The organism is Streptomyces davaonensis JCM 4913, from assembly GCF_000349325.1.
In the GTDB taxonomy this organism is placed as follows: domain Bacteria; phylum Actinomycetota; class Actinomycetes; order Streptomycetales; family Streptomycetaceae; genus Streptomyces; species Streptomyces davaonensis.
The window spans coordinates 26,446-44,414 of the sequence record NC_020545.1 but is presented as its reverse complement, the minus strand read 5'-3'; the positions used below and the strand labels follow the sequence as shown (position 1 = coordinate 44,414).

25 protein-coding genes are annotated in these 17,969 nt (G+C 71.6%); 24 read left to right on the top strand and 1 reads right to left on the bottom strand.

The features are described from left to right. Nucleotides 1-36: 36 nt before the first annotated feature. The 7 genes from BN159_RS42355 (at nt 37) to BN159_RS42325 (ending at nt 8,365) form a co-directional block, all read left to right on the top strand. Nucleotides 37-2,172, top strand: a complete 2,136-nt coding sequence (locus BN159_RS42355; protein ID WP_015449478.1) for a hypothetical protein — start codon at nt 37-39, stop codon at nt 2,170-2,172. A gap of 115 nt (nt 2,173-2,287) precedes the next feature. After that, on the top strand, nt 2,288-2,764 hold the full coding sequence (locus BN159_RS42350; RefSeq protein WP_015449477.1) for a hypothetical protein: 477 nt from the start codon (nt 2,288-2,290) through the stop codon (nt 2,762-2,764). Then, nucleotides 2,761-3,069 carry a hypothetical protein gene (locus BN159_RS42345; protein WP_015449476.1) on the top strand — a complete coding sequence of 103 codons (309 nt, stop codon included), beginning with the start codon at nt 2,761-2,763 and terminating at the stop codon, nt 3,067-3,069. The genes BN159_RS42350 and BN159_RS42345 overlap by 4 nt, the downstream gene beginning before the upstream one ends. A 560-nt stretch (nt 3,070-3,629) precedes the next feature. Further along, nucleotides 3,630-5,435 (top strand): hypothetical protein, encoded by a 1,806-nt coding sequence (locus BN159_RS42340; RefSeq protein WP_041822856.1) that lies wholly within the window; start codon nt 3,630-3,632, stop codon nt 5,433-5,435. Between the two features lie 25 nt (nt 5,436-5,460). Beyond that, nucleotides 5,461-5,880, top strand: coding sequence for a hypothetical protein (locus BN159_RS42335; RefSeq protein ID WP_015449474.1), 420 nt, complete (start codon nt 5,461-5,463; stop codon nt 5,878-5,880). Between the two features lie 81 nt (nt 5,881-5,961). After that, on the top strand, nt 5,962-8,100 hold the full coding sequence (locus BN159_RS42330; protein ID WP_041822795.1) for a hypothetical protein: 2,139 nt from the start codon (nt 5,962-5,964) through the stop codon (nt 8,098-8,100). 76 nt (nt 8,101-8,176) lie between these two features. After that, nucleotides 8,177-8,365: a hypothetical protein gene (locus BN159_RS42325; RefSeq protein WP_041822792.1), complete on the top strand. Its 189-nt coding sequence runs from the start codon at nt 8,177-8,179 to the stop codon at nt 8,363-8,365. On the opposite strand, the gene BN159_RS46355 is transcribed toward BN159_RS42325, so the two are convergent. Next, on the bottom strand, nt 8,366-8,527 hold the full coding sequence (locus BN159_RS46355) for a hypothetical protein (protein WP_015449472.1): 162 nt from the start codon (nt 8,525-8,527) through the stop codon (nt 8,366-8,368). Nucleotides 8,528-8,752: 225 nt separating this feature from the next. Here BN159_RS46355 and BN159_RS42320 point away from each other — a divergent pair, with 225 nt between their 5' ends. From BN159_RS42320 to BN159_RS42250, 17 genes are all read left to right on the top strand, one after another. Beyond that, nucleotides 8,753-9,247, top strand: coding sequence for a hypothetical protein (locus BN159_RS42320; protein WP_015449470.1), 495 nt, complete (start codon nt 8,753-8,755; stop codon nt 9,245-9,247). A 60-nt stretch (nt 9,248-9,307) separates the two neighbouring features. Next, nucleotides 9,308-10,096 (top strand): hypothetical protein, encoded by a 789-nt coding sequence (locus BN159_RS42315; RefSeq protein WP_015449469.1) that lies wholly within the window; start codon nt 9,308-9,310, stop codon nt 10,094-10,096. Between the two features lie 48 nt (nt 10,097-10,144). After that, nucleotides 10,145-10,399, top strand: a complete 255-nt coding sequence (locus BN159_RS42310; RefSeq protein WP_015449468.1) for a hypothetical protein — start codon at nt 10,145-10,147, stop codon at nt 10,397-10,399. A gap of 259 nt (nt 10,400-10,658) precedes the next feature. Then, complete coding sequence (locus BN159_RS42305; protein WP_015449467.1) at nt 10,659-11,123, top strand: RRQRL motif-containing zinc-binding protein; 465 nt, start codon at nt 10,659-10,661, stop codon at nt 11,121-11,123. 120 nt (nt 11,124-11,243) lie between these two features. Next, on the top strand, nt 11,244-12,026 hold the full coding sequence (locus tag BN159_RS42300; protein ID WP_051113710.1) for a hypothetical protein: 783 nt from the start codon (nt 11,244-11,246) through the stop codon (nt 12,024-12,026). A gap of 167 nt (nt 12,027-12,193) precedes the next feature. Next, complete coding sequence (locus tag BN159_RS45965; protein ID WP_015449465.1) at nt 12,194-12,361, top strand: hypothetical protein; 168 nt, start codon at nt 12,194-12,196, stop codon at nt 12,359-12,361. Beyond that, a complete protein-coding gene (locus BN159_RS46510; protein WP_015449464.1) occupies nt 12,358-12,699 on the top strand; it encodes a hypothetical protein in 342 nt (113 codons plus the stop codon). The genes BN159_RS45965 and BN159_RS46510 overlap by 4 nt, the downstream gene beginning before the upstream one ends. After that, on the top strand, nt 12,696-13,649 hold the full coding sequence (locus BN159_RS42290; RefSeq protein ID WP_015449463.1) for an ATP-binding protein: 954 nt from the start codon (nt 12,696-12,698) through the stop codon (nt 13,647-13,649). The genes BN159_RS46510 and BN159_RS42290 overlap by 4 nt, the downstream gene beginning before the upstream one ends. 26 nt (nt 13,650-13,675) lie before the next feature. Further along, nucleotides 13,676-13,966, top strand: a complete 291-nt coding sequence (locus tag BN159_RS42285; protein WP_015449462.1) for a hypothetical protein — start codon at nt 13,676-13,678, stop codon at nt 13,964-13,966. A 107-nt stretch (nt 13,967-14,073) separates the two neighbouring features. Further along, nucleotides 14,074-14,385: a hypothetical protein gene (locus BN159_RS42280; protein WP_041822851.1), complete on the top strand. Its 312-nt coding sequence runs from the start codon at nt 14,074-14,076 to the stop codon at nt 14,383-14,385. A 90-nt stretch (nt 14,386-14,475) separates the two neighbouring features. After that, complete coding sequence (locus tag BN159_RS42275; protein WP_015449460.1) at nt 14,476-15,153, top strand: GGDEF domain-containing protein; 678 nt, start codon at nt 14,476-14,478, stop codon at nt 15,151-15,153. Beyond that, entirely contained in the window at nt 15,150-15,593 is a 444-nt protein-coding gene (locus BN159_RS42270) for an ASCH domain-containing protein (protein ID WP_041822788.1), read from the top strand. Before BN159_RS42275 ends, BN159_RS42270 begins: the two co-directional genes overlap by 4 nt. Then, a complete protein-coding gene (locus tag BN159_RS42265; protein ID WP_015449458.1) occupies nt 15,590-15,868 on the top strand; it encodes a hypothetical protein in 279 nt (92 codons plus the stop codon). Before BN159_RS42270 ends, BN159_RS42265 begins: the two co-directional genes overlap by 4 nt. A gap of 22 nt (nt 15,869-15,890) precedes the next feature. After that, nucleotides 15,891-16,064 carry a hypothetical protein gene (locus tag BN159_RS46350; RefSeq protein WP_015449457.1) on the top strand — a complete coding sequence of 58 codons (174 nt, stop codon included), beginning with the start codon at nt 15,891-15,893 and terminating at the stop codon, nt 16,062-16,064. Nucleotides 16,065-16,075: 11 nt separating this feature from the next. After that, nucleotides 16,076-16,987 carry an Lsr2 family DNA-binding protein gene (locus BN159_RS42260; protein ID WP_015449456.1) on the top strand — a complete coding sequence of 304 codons (912 nt, stop codon included), beginning with the start codon at nt 16,076-16,078 and terminating at the stop codon, nt 16,985-16,987. After that, nucleotides 16,987-17,730, top strand: coding sequence for a hypothetical protein (locus BN159_RS42255; protein WP_015449455.1), 744 nt, complete (start codon nt 16,987-16,989; stop codon nt 17,728-17,730). The genes BN159_RS42260 and BN159_RS42255 overlap by 1 nt, the downstream gene beginning before the upstream one ends. Beyond that, on the top strand, nt 17,727-17,936 hold the full coding sequence (locus BN159_RS42250; protein ID WP_041822785.1) for a hypothetical protein: 210 nt from the start codon (nt 17,727-17,729) through the stop codon (nt 17,934-17,936). Before BN159_RS42255 ends, BN159_RS42250 begins: the two co-directional genes overlap by 4 nt. The last annotated feature ends 33 nt before the right edge of the window (nt 17,937-17,969 follow it).

Below are 17,969 nucleotides of genomic sequence, written 5' to 3'. Positions count from 1 at the left end.
CCCGTCCGGGCGGCACCCGACCTGGAAGGAGGCGGCGTGGCCGCCACACGAACCCGTAAGAGGCCCACTGCCCGGAAGAAGCCGACTCCGCCGCCCGCCGCCTCCCCCACCACCGTTCCCGCCCCGGCCGCGACCGAGGCGACGGATCAGGAGACGCGTACGGCGGACCTGCGGGACCGGGCCACCGACATCGTCGACCTCGCCCGTGAGAACGCCGCCGCCCTCCAGACGGAGGCCGAAGGCGCGGCGGCGCGCACCGTCGCCGCCGCGCACGAGCAGGTCGCGCAGATGCTGTCCGAGGCGCGCACGCGTGCCGAGGGCCTCACCGAGACGGCTGGGCAGGAAGCCACCGCCCACCGTGCGGAGGCCAAGGAAACGGTGGAGGCCGCGCGCGGCGAGGCCGACCGGCTCCTGTCCGAGGCCCGCGACCGCGCCGACTCCCTTCTGAAGGAGGCGCACGCCCAGGTTGCCGAGCTGACCGAACAGGCAGCCGCGGACCACGAGTCGGCACGCACGGCGGTCACCGAGATGCGCCGCCTGGTGGAGGCCGACCTGGCGGAGATCGGCGAACTGGTCACCACACGCCGTGCGGAGGCCGCGGCGATCCTCGCCCGCGCCCAGGAGCAGGCCGACCAGCTGCGGGCAGCCGCCCAGCGGGAAGTCGACCAGGCCCACGAGCGCATCACCAGCCTGGCCACGACGGCGGCCGCCGCCTACGACGCCCGCCGGGCAGAGGGCGAGACGCTCTACACCGATGCCGTCGCCGCCGCTGGCTCCCGTCGGCGCGAGGCGGACCAGGCCGTCGCCGACGCTCATGCCGAGGCGGAGAAGGCCCGCACCGAACTGCGTGAGCAGCTACACGCGATGGGCGAGGCCTTCGACAAGGAGGCAGCCGAGAAGCGTGCCGCCCTGGACGCCGACCTCGCCGGACTGCGTAAGGCGTGCGAGGAACAGCGCGAGCGGCTCCGCCGCGAGGCGACGACCTTCGCCGTCCAGCTGCGGGAGACGGCGCAGAAGGAGGCCGACCGCATCACCAGCGAGGCGGAGAAGAAGGCCAAGGGCACCTTCGAGCGGGCGCAGGCTGCTGAGGCCAGCGCCCGCCGGATGCTGGAAGAGGCTCGGGAGGCCAAGAAGGCCAACTCCAAGTTCCGGGGCTGGCATCAGCGGCTCGGTCGCAAGGCGTGGAAGACCGCGCCGTGGATCGCGCTGGCCGCCGGCGTCGGGCTGGCCGCCTCCGGCGAGTACGAGCTGGCCCGCATGGTCGGGATCAACGCGTACGTCGCTCCGCTGCTGCCGGTGTCGCTGGACGTGTACTGCGTGACGGCGTTCCGCGCCAAGCGGGACATCCCGGCGGCGCTGACGCTGATGGCGTCGGCGAACGTGATCTACCACCTGTCCGAGCAGGCGCACATCGTCAAGCCGGGCGGGTCGGCGCCGTGGCCGCTGACCACCTTCGTCGTGCTGATCTTCGTGGCCGTCATCTGGCGCGTCCACTCCCTGATGCACGACGCCGGTACGGACGGCCACGGTGGTACGGGCACCGCGTCCGGTACGGACGGACGTACCAGTACGGCCGCTCGTACGGACGGCGCGACTGGTACGCAGCACGCGCGTACCACCCCGGCCGGTACGGGCTTGTACGGCGCGGCGGCTAGTACGCCGCCCGCTGGTACGGTCCCCGGCGCGGCTCGTACGGAGCCTGTACGCAACGGCGCGAACGCCACCATCCCGGCAGGGGTGAATACGGGCGCGACCAGCGCGTACAGCAGCCGTACAAGCGGCGTACAAGCCACCCCCTCGGGGGCGGGTCGTACTAGTACGGAGCACTCCGGCCGTACCAGCGCGGCGGTGTACGACGGCGGGACGCGTACCAGTACGGTCCCCGCTCGTACGGCCCCGGCGAATGGCACTCCCGCCGCCCGTACCAGTACGGCCAACGGCCGCCCGCGTACCAGCGGTACGGACAACGCCGGGCGTACCGGTACGGCCACCCCGGCTCGTACGGACGCCGAACTGCTGCCCGCCGTACGAGAACTCCCGCGCGAGGACGACGGCTTCGTCAACATCAGCCGCGTGCGCACCCAGCTCGGCGTGAACCAGCCCCGGGCGGTCCGGCTGCTCAAGGAGGCCGGCCTGCTGCGTCCGTCAGACGCGGAGAAGTACCTGACCTGACCCACCCGTCCGGCACACATCAGTGAGGGCCAGCCCATCGGAAGTGGGCTGGCCCTTGCTGCGACTGCCGGAAGCAGTCGACAGCCCCACCAGTACACCAGGAGGAATCCCCGCCGTGAACAGCAGCGACCCGAACTACTCCCCTCTGCGCGACGTTGCGCAGTCTCCGGAGGCAACTGCCCGGTACCTGGCCGATGTTCAGCGGCTCCTGCTGGACGTCGGCAAGAACCTGGAGACCCTTGCGATCGAGACCCGTGTTCACCTGCGCGAGACGCACGTGGAGGGCGATCGCTGGTACCAGGCCAGGCTGCGCGCGATGCCCGTGGAAAAGGCCCTCGGGAGCGTGCTCAAGAACCTGAAAAACCTGACCGAGGGCCTGGAAAAGAGCGCCTATAAGCGCCGCGCCCACGACGAGACCGTTGTGAATACGGCCAAGGGGAGGAAGGAAAAGGAGCTGGAAAGGCAGCGGAAGAAGACCCCGCCGCCCCTCCAGGCCGCACCCAACCCGCCCCAGCATGGTGCACAGAACCAGAATTCCGGCTATGGTGGCCCCACGTCGATTTACGACCTCGGTAAGAGGGAGTCGGCGTGACGCGCCCCCTCAGCAGTGCCGAACGCTCCATTCAAGGGCGGAACCGCTGGCTGACGGAGGAAGAGCGCAAGGCGATCGAAAGTCGCGGGGAAATCGGCCGGATGGAATTCTGGCTCCGCGTTACTCGGTCCGAAATCACCAGAGAAATCAAGGCCGGACGCGGCGATGTCATCACCGCGTTCACGCTGGTCTGCCGCCTCTTCAAGCTCGTTCTGGAGAAGCGGCAGGCGGGCGACCCGCGGCTGTTCGACCACCTCATGCAGTACGCGGGCACCGTCCTGAAGCAGCACGGCCCGCGTCACTGAGCGTCACCCACGAAGGCCCCGCCAGCGTCCGGCGGGGCCTCGCGCGCGTAAAGCGTGCACCCGTGCACGTGCACGCGCGTGCACACAAGCCCCCACTGTCTGTCAAGCCCCCAGGAGGGGAGGTGCCCGTGTCCGACGACCCTGACGACACCGGCGGCGGAACCCTGGTCCACGGCCCCTGGAGCGGCGATTCCACGTACTCGCTGCCGCCGACCCCGGATTTCATCGACACCATTCCACCGCCGGAAGACATTCCGGAGGCTCCCTCGGAGAGCCCGGAGGAGACGACGATGGAACTGCCGCCGATCCCGGCCGCCCCGGACCCGGCAACGGCGCTGCGTTCCGAAGGAATTACCGCACCGGAAACCGGTGAAGATGAAAGCGAATACGAGGAAGGTGAATACGAGCAGCCTCGTTCTCTCGCTGACCGTCTCGGTGACTGGCTGGAATTCCGGCTGGAAATAGCGCGGGCCAATCATGAAAGCGAAGCGCCTTTCCGTGAGGCTGAAATAGCGCGGAAGGCGGCGCTGCTGGAGGGCCGCACCGCGCAGGACGTCGCGATGATGGAGCAGAACGGAAAGCTCCGCGCCGCGATGATGAAAGCGAAGGGCGACAAGGCCGCGGCGCGCGGAAAGGCCGACGCCGACCACATGAAGTCGTCCAGCTCCGGCCTGGGGACGGACAAGGGCCGCTCGAAGGCCAGCGGCGGGGGCGGCAGCGCGCCGTCCCGCAACAACTCCAACCCCGGGCCGAACCGGTCCGGGTCCTCGCGCGGCTCCAACTCCAGCGCCCCCGGCGGCCGTTCGGGGGCCGGATCGACCGGGGGCGGCGGAGGCGGCAAGGGCGCCACGAAGCGCTCCCCGTCGGGCTCTGGCGGCCACGCAGCCAATTCCGGGCGCCGCAGTTCGTCCGGGCCGTCGAAGGACCCTCAGGCGGGCTCTGGCCGCACTGGCCGGAACAACAACTCCAAGAGCGACGGCGGAGGTCAGGCATCCGGCCCCCGCGCCGAGCGGGCCCGCGGCCGCCAGGAGCGCGCCGGGGTCCGGCAGGCCGGACGGCAAGAGCGGCGCACAGCCGGGCACGCCGCCGCTGTCGCAGACCGCAGCAAGGACCGCGACCAGGCCCGCGCCCAGCGACAGCAGGCGTGGGAGGACCGCCGCTTGAGGCGGCAGGAGCGGGACGCGGCACGGCAGGCGAAGCGGGAAGCCGCGGCGTCGGCCGACCCGGGCCGCACGACGCTGGGCCAGGCCGTCGGTGAGGAAGCCCAGCGCCGCTGGGACAGGCGCCGCGCCGATGCAAAGGCCGCCGCTGACGCGAAGGACGGCACGGCCGGCACCCAGAAGGTGAACCTGACCAAGGACAAGAACTCCAAGGCCAAGGACACCGACAGCACGGACGGGAAGACCGCCAAGGACGGCCCTGACGGGCCCCCCGGCTCCGCGAAGGACGGCAAGGCAGGCGATGTGCCGGGCACCGGCTCAACGGCAGGTGACAGAGCGTCTGACGGTGCCAAGAAGCGGCGCCGGTTCCGGCGCCGGCGCACCGGCGGCACAGGCCGGGCCGGCTGGTTCGGACGTACCCGCCGCACCCGGCCCGGCCGGGCCGGACGGCGGGGCAAGACGTCCGGCTGGGCGGGCTCCCGCGCCCAGACAGCAGATGACTCGGACAGCGAGTGGTGGTGGTTCGAGGCTGCCAGGGAGCGCCTGCGCAGGATGCGGGACCGGAAGGCCGCGTCCGAGCCGCCGGAGCCGGATGGGCCGGTCCCGGCAGAGTCCGTCGGGATCACGGTGGAGCGCGCCGACGAACAGGCCCGTCGGCGGCGTCCCGCATCGAGCCCGCAGCCGGTCACCACTGGGGCCCAAAGTCTCCCGGCCGCACCGGCTCGCAACACCACACGGCCCGGCACCAGCCGACCGACCAGCATGGAAGGGAGCAGCGTGAGCAGCTCGGGAGTCAGCAGGCCGTCCGGGCGAAGCGGCCTGGGCGTCCAGCACCGCACGGACATTACGTTCGACCGGTACTTGATGGAGATGGCGGACATCGCCATCAAGGCCGCCTCCGACCAGGAACGCGCGGAAGCCCTGACGGAGGCGCTCGGCAAGGTCGCCGACGCCCTGCGGGAGATGGCCGCCGACCTGGCGGCCGACCACAACATCTCCACGGCGGTCACCGACCTGATCGCGGACCTGGCCGACTCCGCAGCCCGCATGAAGGGCCTGGCCGAACGGTGTGCCGAGAAGTGCGGACTCGCTCTGGAGGCCGCCAAGCTCGCCGCCGCGATGGTCGCCCGCGTCTACGGCGAGGACATGGACGCCAAGGAAGACGCCGGCCTCACGCACGCATCGGCCGCTGCCCACCACGACTAAGCCAAGCCCTGGAGGAATACCGCTGATGAGCAGCGACCTTGCACCCCGCAACACCAGCGCAGCACCCGTCCCGGCCAACGATGACAACCGGTACAAGGCCGTCCAGAGCAAGCTGGACCAGCTCGGCAAGGCCATGGACGACGCCTCCCTCGAACTGGAGGGCCTCCACCGCAGTATGGAGAGCAACGCCGCCCACGCCGAGGACGTCACCTCCGACATCGAACACGCCGACCTGGACCCGAAGTTCGTCCGCCTGACCTTCAACGTGGCCCTCGCCCTGGTCGGCGCCTCCCGGGAGGTCCGCAACCTGTCCGACACCGCCCACGAGACCGCTGACCTCACCTACGAGACCAAGCGCACCCACTCCAAGCTCTACGGCGCGCTGGACGACATCCGTTCCAACCGGCCCGAGAAGACCCCCAGGCCGGGCTTCTTCAACCGCTGACCTCGCTCCCCCACCCACCCCGCCACGGGCGGCCCCGCAACTGCGGGGCCGCCCGTGCTCATTTCGCCGAAGGAGAAGCTGGTGACCACGCCGCGCAGTGCCGCGCTCGAACGCCTCGCCTACACCCTCGCCGCGCCCGTGCTGGCCGCGGCCCCGAACCTCTACCCCGACAGCCCCGTCAACCAGGTCGTGCAGCTGGCCGGCGCTGCCGGGATCGGCGGCTGGTTCCTCGCCTACAAGAGCGATGAGCCTGGCGCCGGACGCAAGATCCTGCGCTGGTCCCCGCTGGTCCTGGCTGCTGCCGTCGACGTCGCCGCCGGGCACACAGGCGGCTTCGGCCCGTACTGGCTGGACGGGCTGCTCGCCGCCGGATGGGCGGCGGCCGGCTACCTGGTGATGCCGTTCTCCCGGCACACCCGCCGCCGTCACCGTCCAGCCCTCGCGGCCCCCGCCCCGCAGCTGGCGCCCGCCGAAGCCCCCGAGTCGGCTGTGGCGCAGCCGGACGACGGAGCCGATCTGCTCACCCGCGACGCGCGGGTGTTGTGGGAGGAGGCCGGGATGCCCGGCCGCACGCACATCGTCAAGGCGACCCGGCACCCCGGTATGCAGCACGACATGACGCTCCTGCTGCGCGCCTCGGAGACCGGACGGCCGATCACCGGCCTCTCCGAGGCCGCGGTCGCCGCCCCGTTCGGCGTGCACTCCAGCGACGTCGTCCTGGCTGAGGTCGCCATCCAGCCCGGCCGCCAGGGCGGCCCCGGCTGGATGGAGGCCCGCCTCACCCCCGACGCCAACGCCCGGCGGCGCACCCAGCCGACCGCGCAGGAACGCTGGACGGACCGCGTCGGCGGGCCCAAGGGCGGCGCCCCCGGCTCCGAACTGGTCCACAAGACCCGCGACGACGAACGCGGGGTCACCTTCTACCGGGCGAGGATGGCCGACGCCACCGACACCCCGCGCATCGACCTGGCCAAGGTCTGCCGCGCGCTCGGGCTGCCCGAGGACGACTCCTGCGTGTTCGTCCTCATCGACGGCTCGGAGTTCCTGATCAGCGCGTTCGACCAGCCGCCGCTGTCGCAGATCTTCTCCGCCACCTGCGAGCTGCTCACCCCGGACGCCAAGGGCATGTACGTGTGCGGGTTCACCATCACCGGCCAGCCGGTGAAGACGATGGTGTACCAGCACGACAAGAACGCCCCGGCCCACGGCCTCACTCTCGGGGTCAGCCGGTCGGGCAAGACGCAGTTCTTCGCGATCCACATGGCTGCCCAGTCCTTGGACGGACAGGTGGTGTGGCTGGGCACCGTCCGCAAGGACGAGAAGACCACCGTGCTCGGCCGGTACATCGACCGGCAGGGCTCGAACGCGTTGTGGATGGCGCGCTCGCTGCGGGCGGCTAAGGCGCTGTGCGAGATCAGGGCGGAGATGCCTTGGCCGCACGACGGCCAGCCGCATGACTACAAGCCGGGCGACCCGCGCTGCCCGTACCGGCAGCTGAACGTGTACGGGGATGAGTTCATGACCGCGGCGCAGGACGCGGACTTCGGCGAGTTCATCCAGAAGGACGGCGAGGACCTCACGGTCACCGGCCTCAAGTACGGCATCGGCTTCAACCCGGCCGGACAGAGCCCGTTCGCTCACAACGGGTTCTCCACGGAAATGAAGGACAACCTGCGGCAGAACTCAAGGCCGGTCATCTTCAACATGGGTTCGCCCGGCGCCACCCGCAAGGCCGCGGAGGGCACCATGGAGAACGCCTACGACGTGCCGACCATCCCGGCCCGCTACTCCCGCACCGAAGGCTCCGCGATTGAGCGGGCCATGCGCGGCGAGGCCGACCCGGAGAACGGCGTCTCCACGGGCGGCGTCGCGGTCATCGTCCTCGACAACGGCCGCGCCATGCTCATGCGCTCGCTGTACGCGGACTTCGACACCGACCTGTCCAACCTGTTCCCCGATGAGGTCAACCGGCTCACCGACTACGAGATCAGCGAGCTGGACAAGCGCGGCCTGTGGTTCGACTGGAACGAGCCCATGCGGCCCGGCGAGTTCTGGCCCGAGCCCGACGAGGACGACGAGGGCGAGGGCCGCTCCCGCCGGCACGGCGGCGGCCGGCAGGGCGGAGGCGGGCGCGGCTCCAAGGGCGGCGGTCGCCGCTCCGAGCAGGTCGCCTCTCCCCGCCAGGCGCTGGAGGCCATCAAGAGCCTCACCGACGCCTGATCACACCCACCATCCCCGGGGCTGGCCCGCCCGAGCGCGGCCGGCCCCACCCGACCCGTGAAGGAGCACCACCACCGTGGCCCTGTCCATCTCCGCCGCCGTGCTGCTGGGCATCATCGTCTTCGTCCTGCTCAAGGGCGGATACGTCCGCGTCGGCTCCGCGCTGGCCTGCACGCTGTTCGGCTTCACCCTCGCCGCGACCGGCCTGGCGCCGACCCTCAACAGCGGCCTGGTCTCGCTCGCCGGACTGATCTCCAGCGTCTGACTACGCCTCGGTCCACGGCGGGTCCGGCGTGGTGTTGAGCCCGTCGCAGAAGCGGCATTCCCACTCCGACGGGATCTCCCACTTGTCGACCCAGAAGCCGACCTGCTTGCCGACGAAGTAGTTGTCCCCGCCGCACCACCCGCACTCGAAGACGAACTCCACCCGATCCCCTTTCCCGCGCCTACCGGATCGAGGATGCCCGGGGCGCCGGTGCGGTGACTACCCACCCGCCAGCCCCAACTCACCTGCTGCGCAACGCCGAAGGGCGCCGCCGGACACGACTGCGGCGACGCCCTTCGCCGTTGCGCGCGGCCACTCCCCCACGCGCCCTCCCAGCCGTCACGGCCAGGAGGGCGCGCCCCTTTCCCGCGTGATCGGAGAACCCCGATGGACCCGCTGCACAACACCCAGTCCGGCATGCCCGAGTCCGAGGCCGCGGCCGAAGCCCGCCGCCTGCTCGACTCCTGGGCGAGCAAGCCCGTACGCCACCACCCCACCTCGTTCCGCGACGACACCGAGCCGCCGGCCTTCGGCACCACCCCGCCCGTGCGGCAGGAGGACCACCGGATCGTCCCGGCCTGGGCGGCCGGGATCGCGGTGGCCTCCATCGGCGTGGGAGCCGGGATCACCGGCATCGGCTGCGGTGCCTGGCTCGTGTTCCAGGGCCTGGCCTCCGTCACGTTGAACGGCATCCTCCTGGTCACCCTGCCGTTCGCGGCCCTGGCCATGGCCGCCACCGCCATCGGCGGCGCGATCAGCAAGAACCGCGCGGCCGTCACCAAGAACGTCTTCGAGGGCCCGGTCACCCACCACACCGAGATCCACAACAACAGCACCACGCGCGGGGCGTTCTTCGCCCGCACCCGCAACGAGATCCGCTGACCGGCCCCGGGCCAGCCCTGCACTGCCCACCGATCCCTTCGCCGAAGGAGCAGCTACGCCATGCCCAACAACGACAGGCCGGTCAACGGCCAGGAGAACCCGTCCTTCTTCGACCTGATCGACCAGACGCCCCCGCCGCCCGTCCTCGAACTGGACACCAAGCCCAGCACCAGGCGGCTCGCGCGGCTGCGCGCCGCGTGGAAGGAGTCCTGGCAGGAGGGCGGCTTCCTCTACCAGCGTTGGGAAGAGGTCTTCCAGGCCCGGCACGGCAGCTGGCACGAGGCCGCCAACTGGATCAAGGCGGCGGCCCTGTTCGGCGGGCTCAGCCTCCTCGTCATGATGCTGGACGCCGCCGGCGACATCGCCTCCGCCACGCTCAAGGGCCTGTCCGCCGTCCCGGCCACGAACGGCGGTGACGGCAGCGGCCTGTGGGGCACGGTCGACCACCCCGTCCGGCTCTTCCTCGCCGACCAGGCCGCGCACCTGTCCGTCGCCCCGGCCGCCCTCTACGCGTTCTGGCAGCTGACCGGGCTGATCGGCCTGGTCGGCGGGTTCTTCGGCAACGCCGGCGCCCGCATCGCCTCGGTGCTGTTCGGCATCGGCAGCCTCGCCATGATCTGGTCCGCCGCCCCGGACGGGGGCCGCGCCGCCGCCACCGGGCTCGCCGCCCTCATGTGGGCCCTGGCCAGCATGTTCGCCCTTCGCGGCCTGACCCTGCGGCCCATCGTCCACAACCACCCGCCGCAGTACCAGTTCAACCCCGCGCTCCACCTGCACGCCACGATCCCCGCCCCCACCCCGGCAGGCGATGACCTCGGTCCCGACACCGTCCACCCCCTCCAGCGCTGACCGGCGCCGTCCCCGTCCAGCACTACTACCACGCAGAGAAGGAATCCGATGAAGATGAAGTTGCAGGAGAACGAGTTCTGGGTCGCCACTTTCCACGGGAGCCATGACGGCACCACGGCGAAGGTGATCGCGACCCGCGACGACACCCGTCCCGAGCCGTACGTGTGGACGTGCACGTGCGGCGTGTCCCGCTCCTTCCTCACCGAGCACGGCGTGTTCCCCACCGCCTGGCGGCACACCCACCCCACCCGCTTCGACCGGCTGCGGTCGTGGGCCGCCCGCCGCTTCCGCACCGCCCGCTGACCCGACGCTCTGCCTGGCCCTCGCCCACCCCGCCCCGTGGGGGCGGCGAGGACCGGACAGGCCGCCCGGCCGCACATGGCGTCCCGCCGACACCAGTACGACGTCGGCGGGACGCACTGCTTCCTGCCCACCGACGCCTGGAGGACCCGATCGTGCTCATCCCCAGACCGCGCCGCCGGATCGGCCGACCCCGCCCCTTGCGCCCCGGCCCCCGCTACCCGCAGCAGCCCCGTCAACTCCCCGGCGCCTGGAGGCCGTGATGGACCGCCCGGACGAAGCCGACCCGGTCGACGTCGACGTCTACGACGACGGCTCCTTCCCCGTGTACGGCTTCCTCCAAGCCCCCAACGCTGCTGCCGTGCTCGCAGCGGTACGGGGCGAGGGACCCATACCGGAGACCGGCCTCGCGACCCGTCGCCAGCTGCGCGCGCTGGGCCTGAGCCCTGGCGGCCAGGAGGCCATCGCGGCACTCACGTGGCACGGCGGCCTGCGAACGGCCTGGTTCTATCGCATCGAGCTGGCAGTCCCGAAACGGGTCCCGACGCTTGCTCAGGAAGCGGCGCTGGACAAGGCGATGGCTGCGCGGCAGACCTGCCCGAAGTGCCGCCGCCGCTACTTCCACTGCCTGCGCTTGCGGACGGTCGGCTCCTGCGAAGAGTGCTTCGACGGCACACCCGCCGACCCCGCCTCCTACATCCCGCCAGCCTCTCCGAAGGCCGCCTGACCCGGCAGCGCCCCGAGCGCTGGCGGCTGCCTGATCCGCCCGTCCCGCCACCTGGCGGTCCGGGCGGATCAGGCAGCCGGAACACTCCGGTCACTCCACACCATCAAAGGGGGAAATCCCGTGTTCAGCATCATCCGCCGGTCCACCCGTCACACGTACGAGCAGGCGATGGAGACCACGAAGCGTGTCCCTGGCCTGGAAGGCGAACTCACCGAGGTGCGCGGCCGGGCAGACGACTTCGAACACAAGAGCTTGAACCTGGAGAGGCTCCTTCAGGAGCGCGACGGGATGATCGAGGGGCTCCGCAGGGCCGGTGACGAGATCGCCGGGCTGATGGCCACCGGCCTATCGCCCGCAGCCGCCGGCTACCACGCCGCCCGGGTTCTGCTCGCCCACGCCGACCACTTCCGCCTCGCCGACACGGACGAAGGACGCGCCGGACTGGAGGCGATGCGTGAGCTGACCGAGCCGCAGACGGTGACCCTCCTGTACCGCTACGGGCGACGCCAGTCCGCCCACGCCACCGTGGAAGACGCCAAGGCCGCCGCCCAACGGCAGGGCGCCGCCCCCAACGGCTGGGAGCCCTCCAGGTACGTGAACCCGCAGGACTTCGACAGCGCATGGCGCGACGCCCCCTGGAGCACCACCACGCTCGCCGTGGACGCCGCCGCACCGTGGACCACCCCGCGAGAGCCGCTGGCCAGCGTGTACGTCCTCTTCCGCGGCGGACTGCCGCACGCCGCGTTCAGTGCCCCGGACGATGCGATCCGCGAGCAGGACCGCCAGGGTATTCCGCGCACCGCCGGCAGCCTGGTCCGCATGGCATTGGAGGCGAACCCCGCCCCGGCCGTGAGGTCCGCGAGCAGCACACGCTCCGATGCCCAGCCGGCCCCGACTGTCTGAGTCGCGCGCCTGAACCGCTCTTCTGCTCGCGGCCGCCGTCCCGCTCACGGTCGAACGTCCCGACCCCGGCCGCTGTGGCCGGGGTCGGGACCGCAGGGTGGCCGCGCATCGGCAAAGGGCCGGCCACCTCGCTCCCTCACCCTCTTCGAGGTCAGGAGACCTCCAGCATGCCCCGTCTCACCACCGAGCGTCTGGCCCTCTTCGGCACTCTGCTGGCCACCTTCGGCGAGCTGCACCCCCTGATGGAGCTGGACGCGGCCCTGCACCGCTCCATCGGCATCGCGGCCGCCGCCGTCACCACCTGGCTCACCACCCGCCCCGGCGCCCGCCGGTGAGCCGCACCCGCCTCGAACGCGTCCGCGCTGCGGTCGGGATCGCCTCGCTGGCCCTTCAGCAGATCGAGGACGACCTGGGCGCCGACGATGTCGACCAGGCGGAGCTCGCCGCGATCCTGCGCGAGCTCATCGAGGACACCGACCCGCCCGGCGGGTTCCTTGCGGCCCTCGCGCAGCTGCTCACCGTCGCCGCCAAGCGAGCCGAGCAGATCGAGCCCGACCGTGACGGCGACGCCTCCTGCCCGCTGTACGAAGCCGCCGCCCTGCTCACCGACAACGCCGGGATGCGCCTGATCTGGGCAGCCAACTCCCTCGACTCCCAAGGAGTGTCCGCATGACCTCGCTGACCTACCCGCAGTTGCCGGAAAGCTGCCTGGTGGTCCTCATCGGCGCATCCGGCGCCGGGAAGAGCACACTCGCCAGCACCTGGCCCGCCTTACAGGTCCTGTCCCTCGACGCTCTGCGCGGTGCGGTCAGTGACGACCGCGGCTGCCAGGAGGCCACGGGCGACGCGGTCGACGTCCTGCACCTGCTCCTGGAGCGCAGGATGGCCCGGCGCCTGTTCACCGTCGTTGACGCCACGAACGTCACCAGGTCGGCCCGTGAGCCGCTGGTCGCCGCCGCCAAGCGGCACAACATGCCGGTCATCGCGGTCATGGTGGCCACCCCGGCCTCCGTGTGCGTGGAGCGCCAGGACCCGCGCCCGGCGAACCGTACAGTCCCCACCGACACCGTCCGCGCGCAGCACAAGGCGATGGTCCACTCGCATCCCACGCTCCTGGCGGAGGGCTTCAGCGAGGTCCTCTTCGCGGACAGCCTCTACCGGCTGGAGCCGTTCCTCGAGCAGATCAGCAACATCCGGATCCGGGAGCTCGGCACGGGCGGCAGCGACGGCCTGGGCGACCTGATCCTGCCCCGCCGGCACTTCGGCCCCGAACTCATGCCGCTGTGGCGGTGGAAGGACGGCTCCCACCTCGCCGGGGACGACCGCGTCGCGGAGATCCGCATCGGCCAGCAGTACCTCACCCTCGCCCTGCGCACCGACATCGACGGCGAGGGGAGCGTCGGCTTCGAGGTCCTGCTGCCCTGCCCCTTCGACGACGAATGCGAGGGCGAGGCGTGGGCGCCCGCTCACACGGTCACGGACCTGTGGGGTGCGCTCACCGGCGACCGGGACCAGGACCCGGACATCGTCTGCACCGTTCACGGCAGCTTCGACGACGTCGACCAGGAGGCCGACGACCACGCCCGGGAGGCGCTCCGCGAGACCGCCGGAAGCCTGCACTGACTTTCCGAGACTACTGAGGAGGCTTCATGGCTGCTCTCGCCCAGCCCACCAAGGACGACACGTTCGCCGCGCTCATCGACTGCTTTGGCCGGGATCTCGCCGCCCTCATCTCCGAGGAAGCGCCGCACGATCCGACGCCGAACGAGTTCATCGACTTGGTCGTACGCGTCCGAAACGCCCTCAACCCCGTCAGCTATGACCTGGACGATGCGATCGCCCACCTCACCGACGTGTTGAACAGCCCCGAGGGCGACCATCCTTCGCTGCTGGCCTGGGCGCGCACGCATCTGCGGGACGGCATCGACGCGGCCCGCTGAACCGCAGTGCGTTGAGCGCATTCTGTGCCGCCCCGACCCCGCACCTGCCGGGCCGGGGCGGTCGCAGTGGCCCCTCAACCACGAGAGAACGAAGGGAGATGGACGTCATGACCCTGCCCTACTTCGAGGTCGACGTCCCGACAAGGAGCACCACCCAGCCCGGCCTGAGCGGTGTGCACGTCTTCACCGGCCGGGCCGACAGCCGCAGCGCCGCCGTACGGATCGCCCATGAGGTCTACGACGCGGCACGCGCCGCGCGCGAGGACGGACTCGAGATCCCCCACGACCGGCCGGACGGCTGGGGCGCGTGCGGCTACCGGCCCGGCTGGGAGCTCGACTGGCCCGCCGCGATCGCCGGCCGCTGGAACAACCCGTACAGCTGGGGCCGCACCGTCGACGACGGTGACTTCGAGCTGTAGCTACGCCCCGGGACAGCCGCCTGTGCTTGCCGGCTTCGTCGGCTGCCCCGGGCCCACCCAACCCGTACGAGACGAGAGGGAGATCCCAGTATGGACTCCGTCCTGCGCGCACGCGCCCGGATCGGGCAGCGTGCACTCTTACTGACCACCGCAGCCGTCCCGCTGACCGGCTGGACCGTCCACGCCATCGCCCTGCACCGGCGCCTGGCGGCCGCGCAGAAGGACCCGCTGACCGGGCTGCTGCGCCGCGACGCGTACACCGCCCGGGCCCGGCAGGTCCTGGCCCACCACGGCGACAACGTGGCCGTGGTCCTGGTCGACGCCGACCACTTCAAGGACATCAACGACGACCTCGGGCACGCGGCCGGGGACGCGGTCCTCGCCGCGTTCGGCGCCCGGCGCACCGCCCGGGCAGGCCGGAGCGCGTCCGTCGGCCGCCTGGGCGGTGACGAGTTCGCCGTCGTGCTGCCGATGTACCCGGGCCGCCGCGAGGTCCGCCTCGCGACGCTGGTGAGGATGCTGCGCACACCGGTCGTGCTGGACGACGGCCGCACCGTCAACGTCGCCGCCTCGGTCGGCGCCGCGACTCCCGACGCGATCGGCTCCCGCGACCTGTCCCTGCTGCAACGGGCCGCCGATGCCGCCCTCTACGACGGCAAGCACTCGGGCCGCGCACACCTCGCCACCCAGGAGCACGCGACGGTGGCGTCCATCAACGGCCGGCGCGCGGGCCGCCCGGGCACGGCGGTGTGGGGGCGAGCCGCATGAGCGTCGCGACCCTGCCTGGGGGCGACTGGATCCGCGGCATCACGATCCGCCAGCCCTGGGCGACCTGCATCCTCGCCGGGAAGAACCCGGAGAATCGGCCGGTGCACTGGCCGTGGCGAGGCAGGGTCCTCATCCACGCTGGGAAGAAGAAGCCGGAGCCCGCAGTGCTGCGCGACCCGCTGGTCGCCCCCGCGATCCGCGGCCGCGAACTGCACCTGGGCGCGGTCATCGGCGTCGCCCGCCTCACCGGCTGCCACCTGGACCAAGGGCCCGAGCAATGCACCAGCCCCTGGGCGGAGCGGGGCGCGCACCACCTGGTCCTCGCCGACGTCCAGGAACTCGCCCTGCCCGTGCCCGCCACGGGCGCGCTTCCGGCCTGGAAACCGACGCCGGACCTCCTGGTACAGGTGTTCCAGCAGCTGCCCGACTTCCGGCCGTGACCCGCACCCGAGGCAAGAAGCCGCACTTCGAGCCGGGCTGCGTCCCGGCTCCCGGCGCTCTCCTCGACTGGCGCGACAGCCAGCACTTCGACCGCTGGCAGGACCGCCCCTGCGTGCTGTGCGACAAGCCCACGCCCATGCGCTCCCACTACGGGGAGCCCGTGCACAAGACGTGTGCTGAGGAATGGATCGCCGCGAACCCCGTTGAGGCCCGCCTCGGCAGGTTCGCCTCCGACATCCAGTCCAAACGCCGGCGCGACGACGACCACGCCTGAACCCCTCCAACCGGAGGCCCCCTTGAGTGACACCCAACGCGACGTCGATCACGCCCTCGCCTACCCCGAGCCGCCCGCCTCCCCGCTGTGGCACCGCCACGGCGCGAAGGCCCGGCCGCTCACCGATGCCCAGAAGAAGCGCAACCGCAGGCTGCTGGACATCGCCCAGCGCAAGCCCCGCACCAAGGCCACCTAGGAGGGCCGCTCATGGTCACCGACATGAAAGAGGCTCTCGAAGCCGAGGGCGGGGGTATGACGGCCGACTGGCAGCAGGCCCTCGCAGCCGAATCCCGCCCGCCCCGGCCAAGCCCTCTGGAAGAGCTCGCTGCCGCGGCCCGCGTCACCGCACGCAACGCCCGCGACAAGCACGACCTTGCCGAACTCCTGGACGCGATCGGCGCCCCCAGTGACGCAGACACCCTCACCGCGCTCCTGCCCCACCTCCCCGACACCGCTACCGGAGACCTCATGACCACCCAGGCCCCCAACGCCAACGCCTACGCGCAGGCCGCCACCGACATGCTCAACCGCGGCGACAACCCCGACCAGGTCCGCGAAACCCTCGGGCTGTCCGACGCCGAACTCGCCGAAGCCGTCCAGCGGGCGGAAGCCGAGCTCGCCCAGGAACTCGGCACCACCCCGGACACGGATGGTGCCCCCGCCGACGGCCCGGACTCCCCCGAGCTCGAGGCGCCCGACACCGTGACCGCGGTGCCGGAGGCGGGAATCGAGGCGCTGCTGGTCTGGGGCGAGCAGCACGACACGAAGAGCGTGCAGGCCCTCGCCGCCAAGGCCCGCACGGCCCTGGCCGAACTCGCCGCGCGACGCGACACCGAGCAGGCCGTCACCGAAGCCGAAGGCCGCGTCAACCGGCTGGAGCGCGAACTCGCCCGGGCCCGGGCGGAACTGAGGCAGGCCAAGACCGGCAAGCCCACCCCGACCTCCGTGACCGCCCCGGCCCCGGCCCACATCGGCAAGTACAGCAAGGAGCAGCTGGCCGCGATCCGGACCTGGGCACGAGCCAACGGCCACGAGGTCGCCGACCGGGGCAACCCGGCCAGGAAGATCCTGGATGCCTACTTCGCCGCCAACCCGACGACGGCGCAGGCGGTGAACTGATGGACGCTATACCTCTCGCCCTGGACGGCTACTTGGCCACCGAAGCCGAACCCGGCGACCGGGAGGACACCGCCTCCTGGCGGCTGAACTGCTCCGCCGGGACCGACCACCTGGTGGAAGAAGCGGTCGTTCCCTGCACCACCGTGGAGCCGGAGATCGCGCGTGCCCTGCTCACCGAGCGGCAGCCCGGCGACCTGCTCCGCGTCATCGGTCACCTCACGCTCCCGGACACCGCCGACGGAGTTATCCGACTGCACGCCGACAGCCTCGAAGTGCTCTGGGAAGCTCCGCTGCTGGACACGAACGAGGATGACGCGGACACCGCGACAGACACGGACGCGGACCGCAACAGTGCGATCGCGGCGCTCGCCGAATCCCTCACCAGCTTCGGACAGGCCACTCCCGGCCCCGGGCAGAGCATCCGCATCCACATCAGCCCGACCGGCGCCCTCGGGTCAGGCCTGGAGCATTGCCACAGCTTCGACATCAGCCCGACCCTCGCCCACCGGCTCGCCGACTACGTGGACGCCATGAACTGCTACCTGGACAGCGAACGCCCCGACAGCGTCGCCCTGGACCCGGAGACCATCGCGGACCTGACCGAACTGTTCGAGGACATCGACCTGATCGGCCTCACCAACACGGTCCTCAACGCGACCCGACCCGAGTGCAGGCCCGCCGTCACGCAGGCGATGGACGACATGTTCGGCGACGTCCCCGCCCCCGAGGACACCGACCCGTGACCATCAACCACGCCCCAAGGGAGGCGACCTCGATGCCCACCCAGCCCCAGCGCACGGTGCTGGAGCGGTTCCCCGCCGGAGGCCCCCGCGGCTCGTGGCCGGCGGAAGAGTACGCCGCCGCCCAGCGCGCCCAGGGCACAGACGCCCAGGTCGTGATGGACCTCGGCAGCGACCAGTTCCTCGTGGTCGCCAGCACCGCCCAGTAGCGCCGCCCCGAGCGCCGCGTCCGGCCCCTCCCG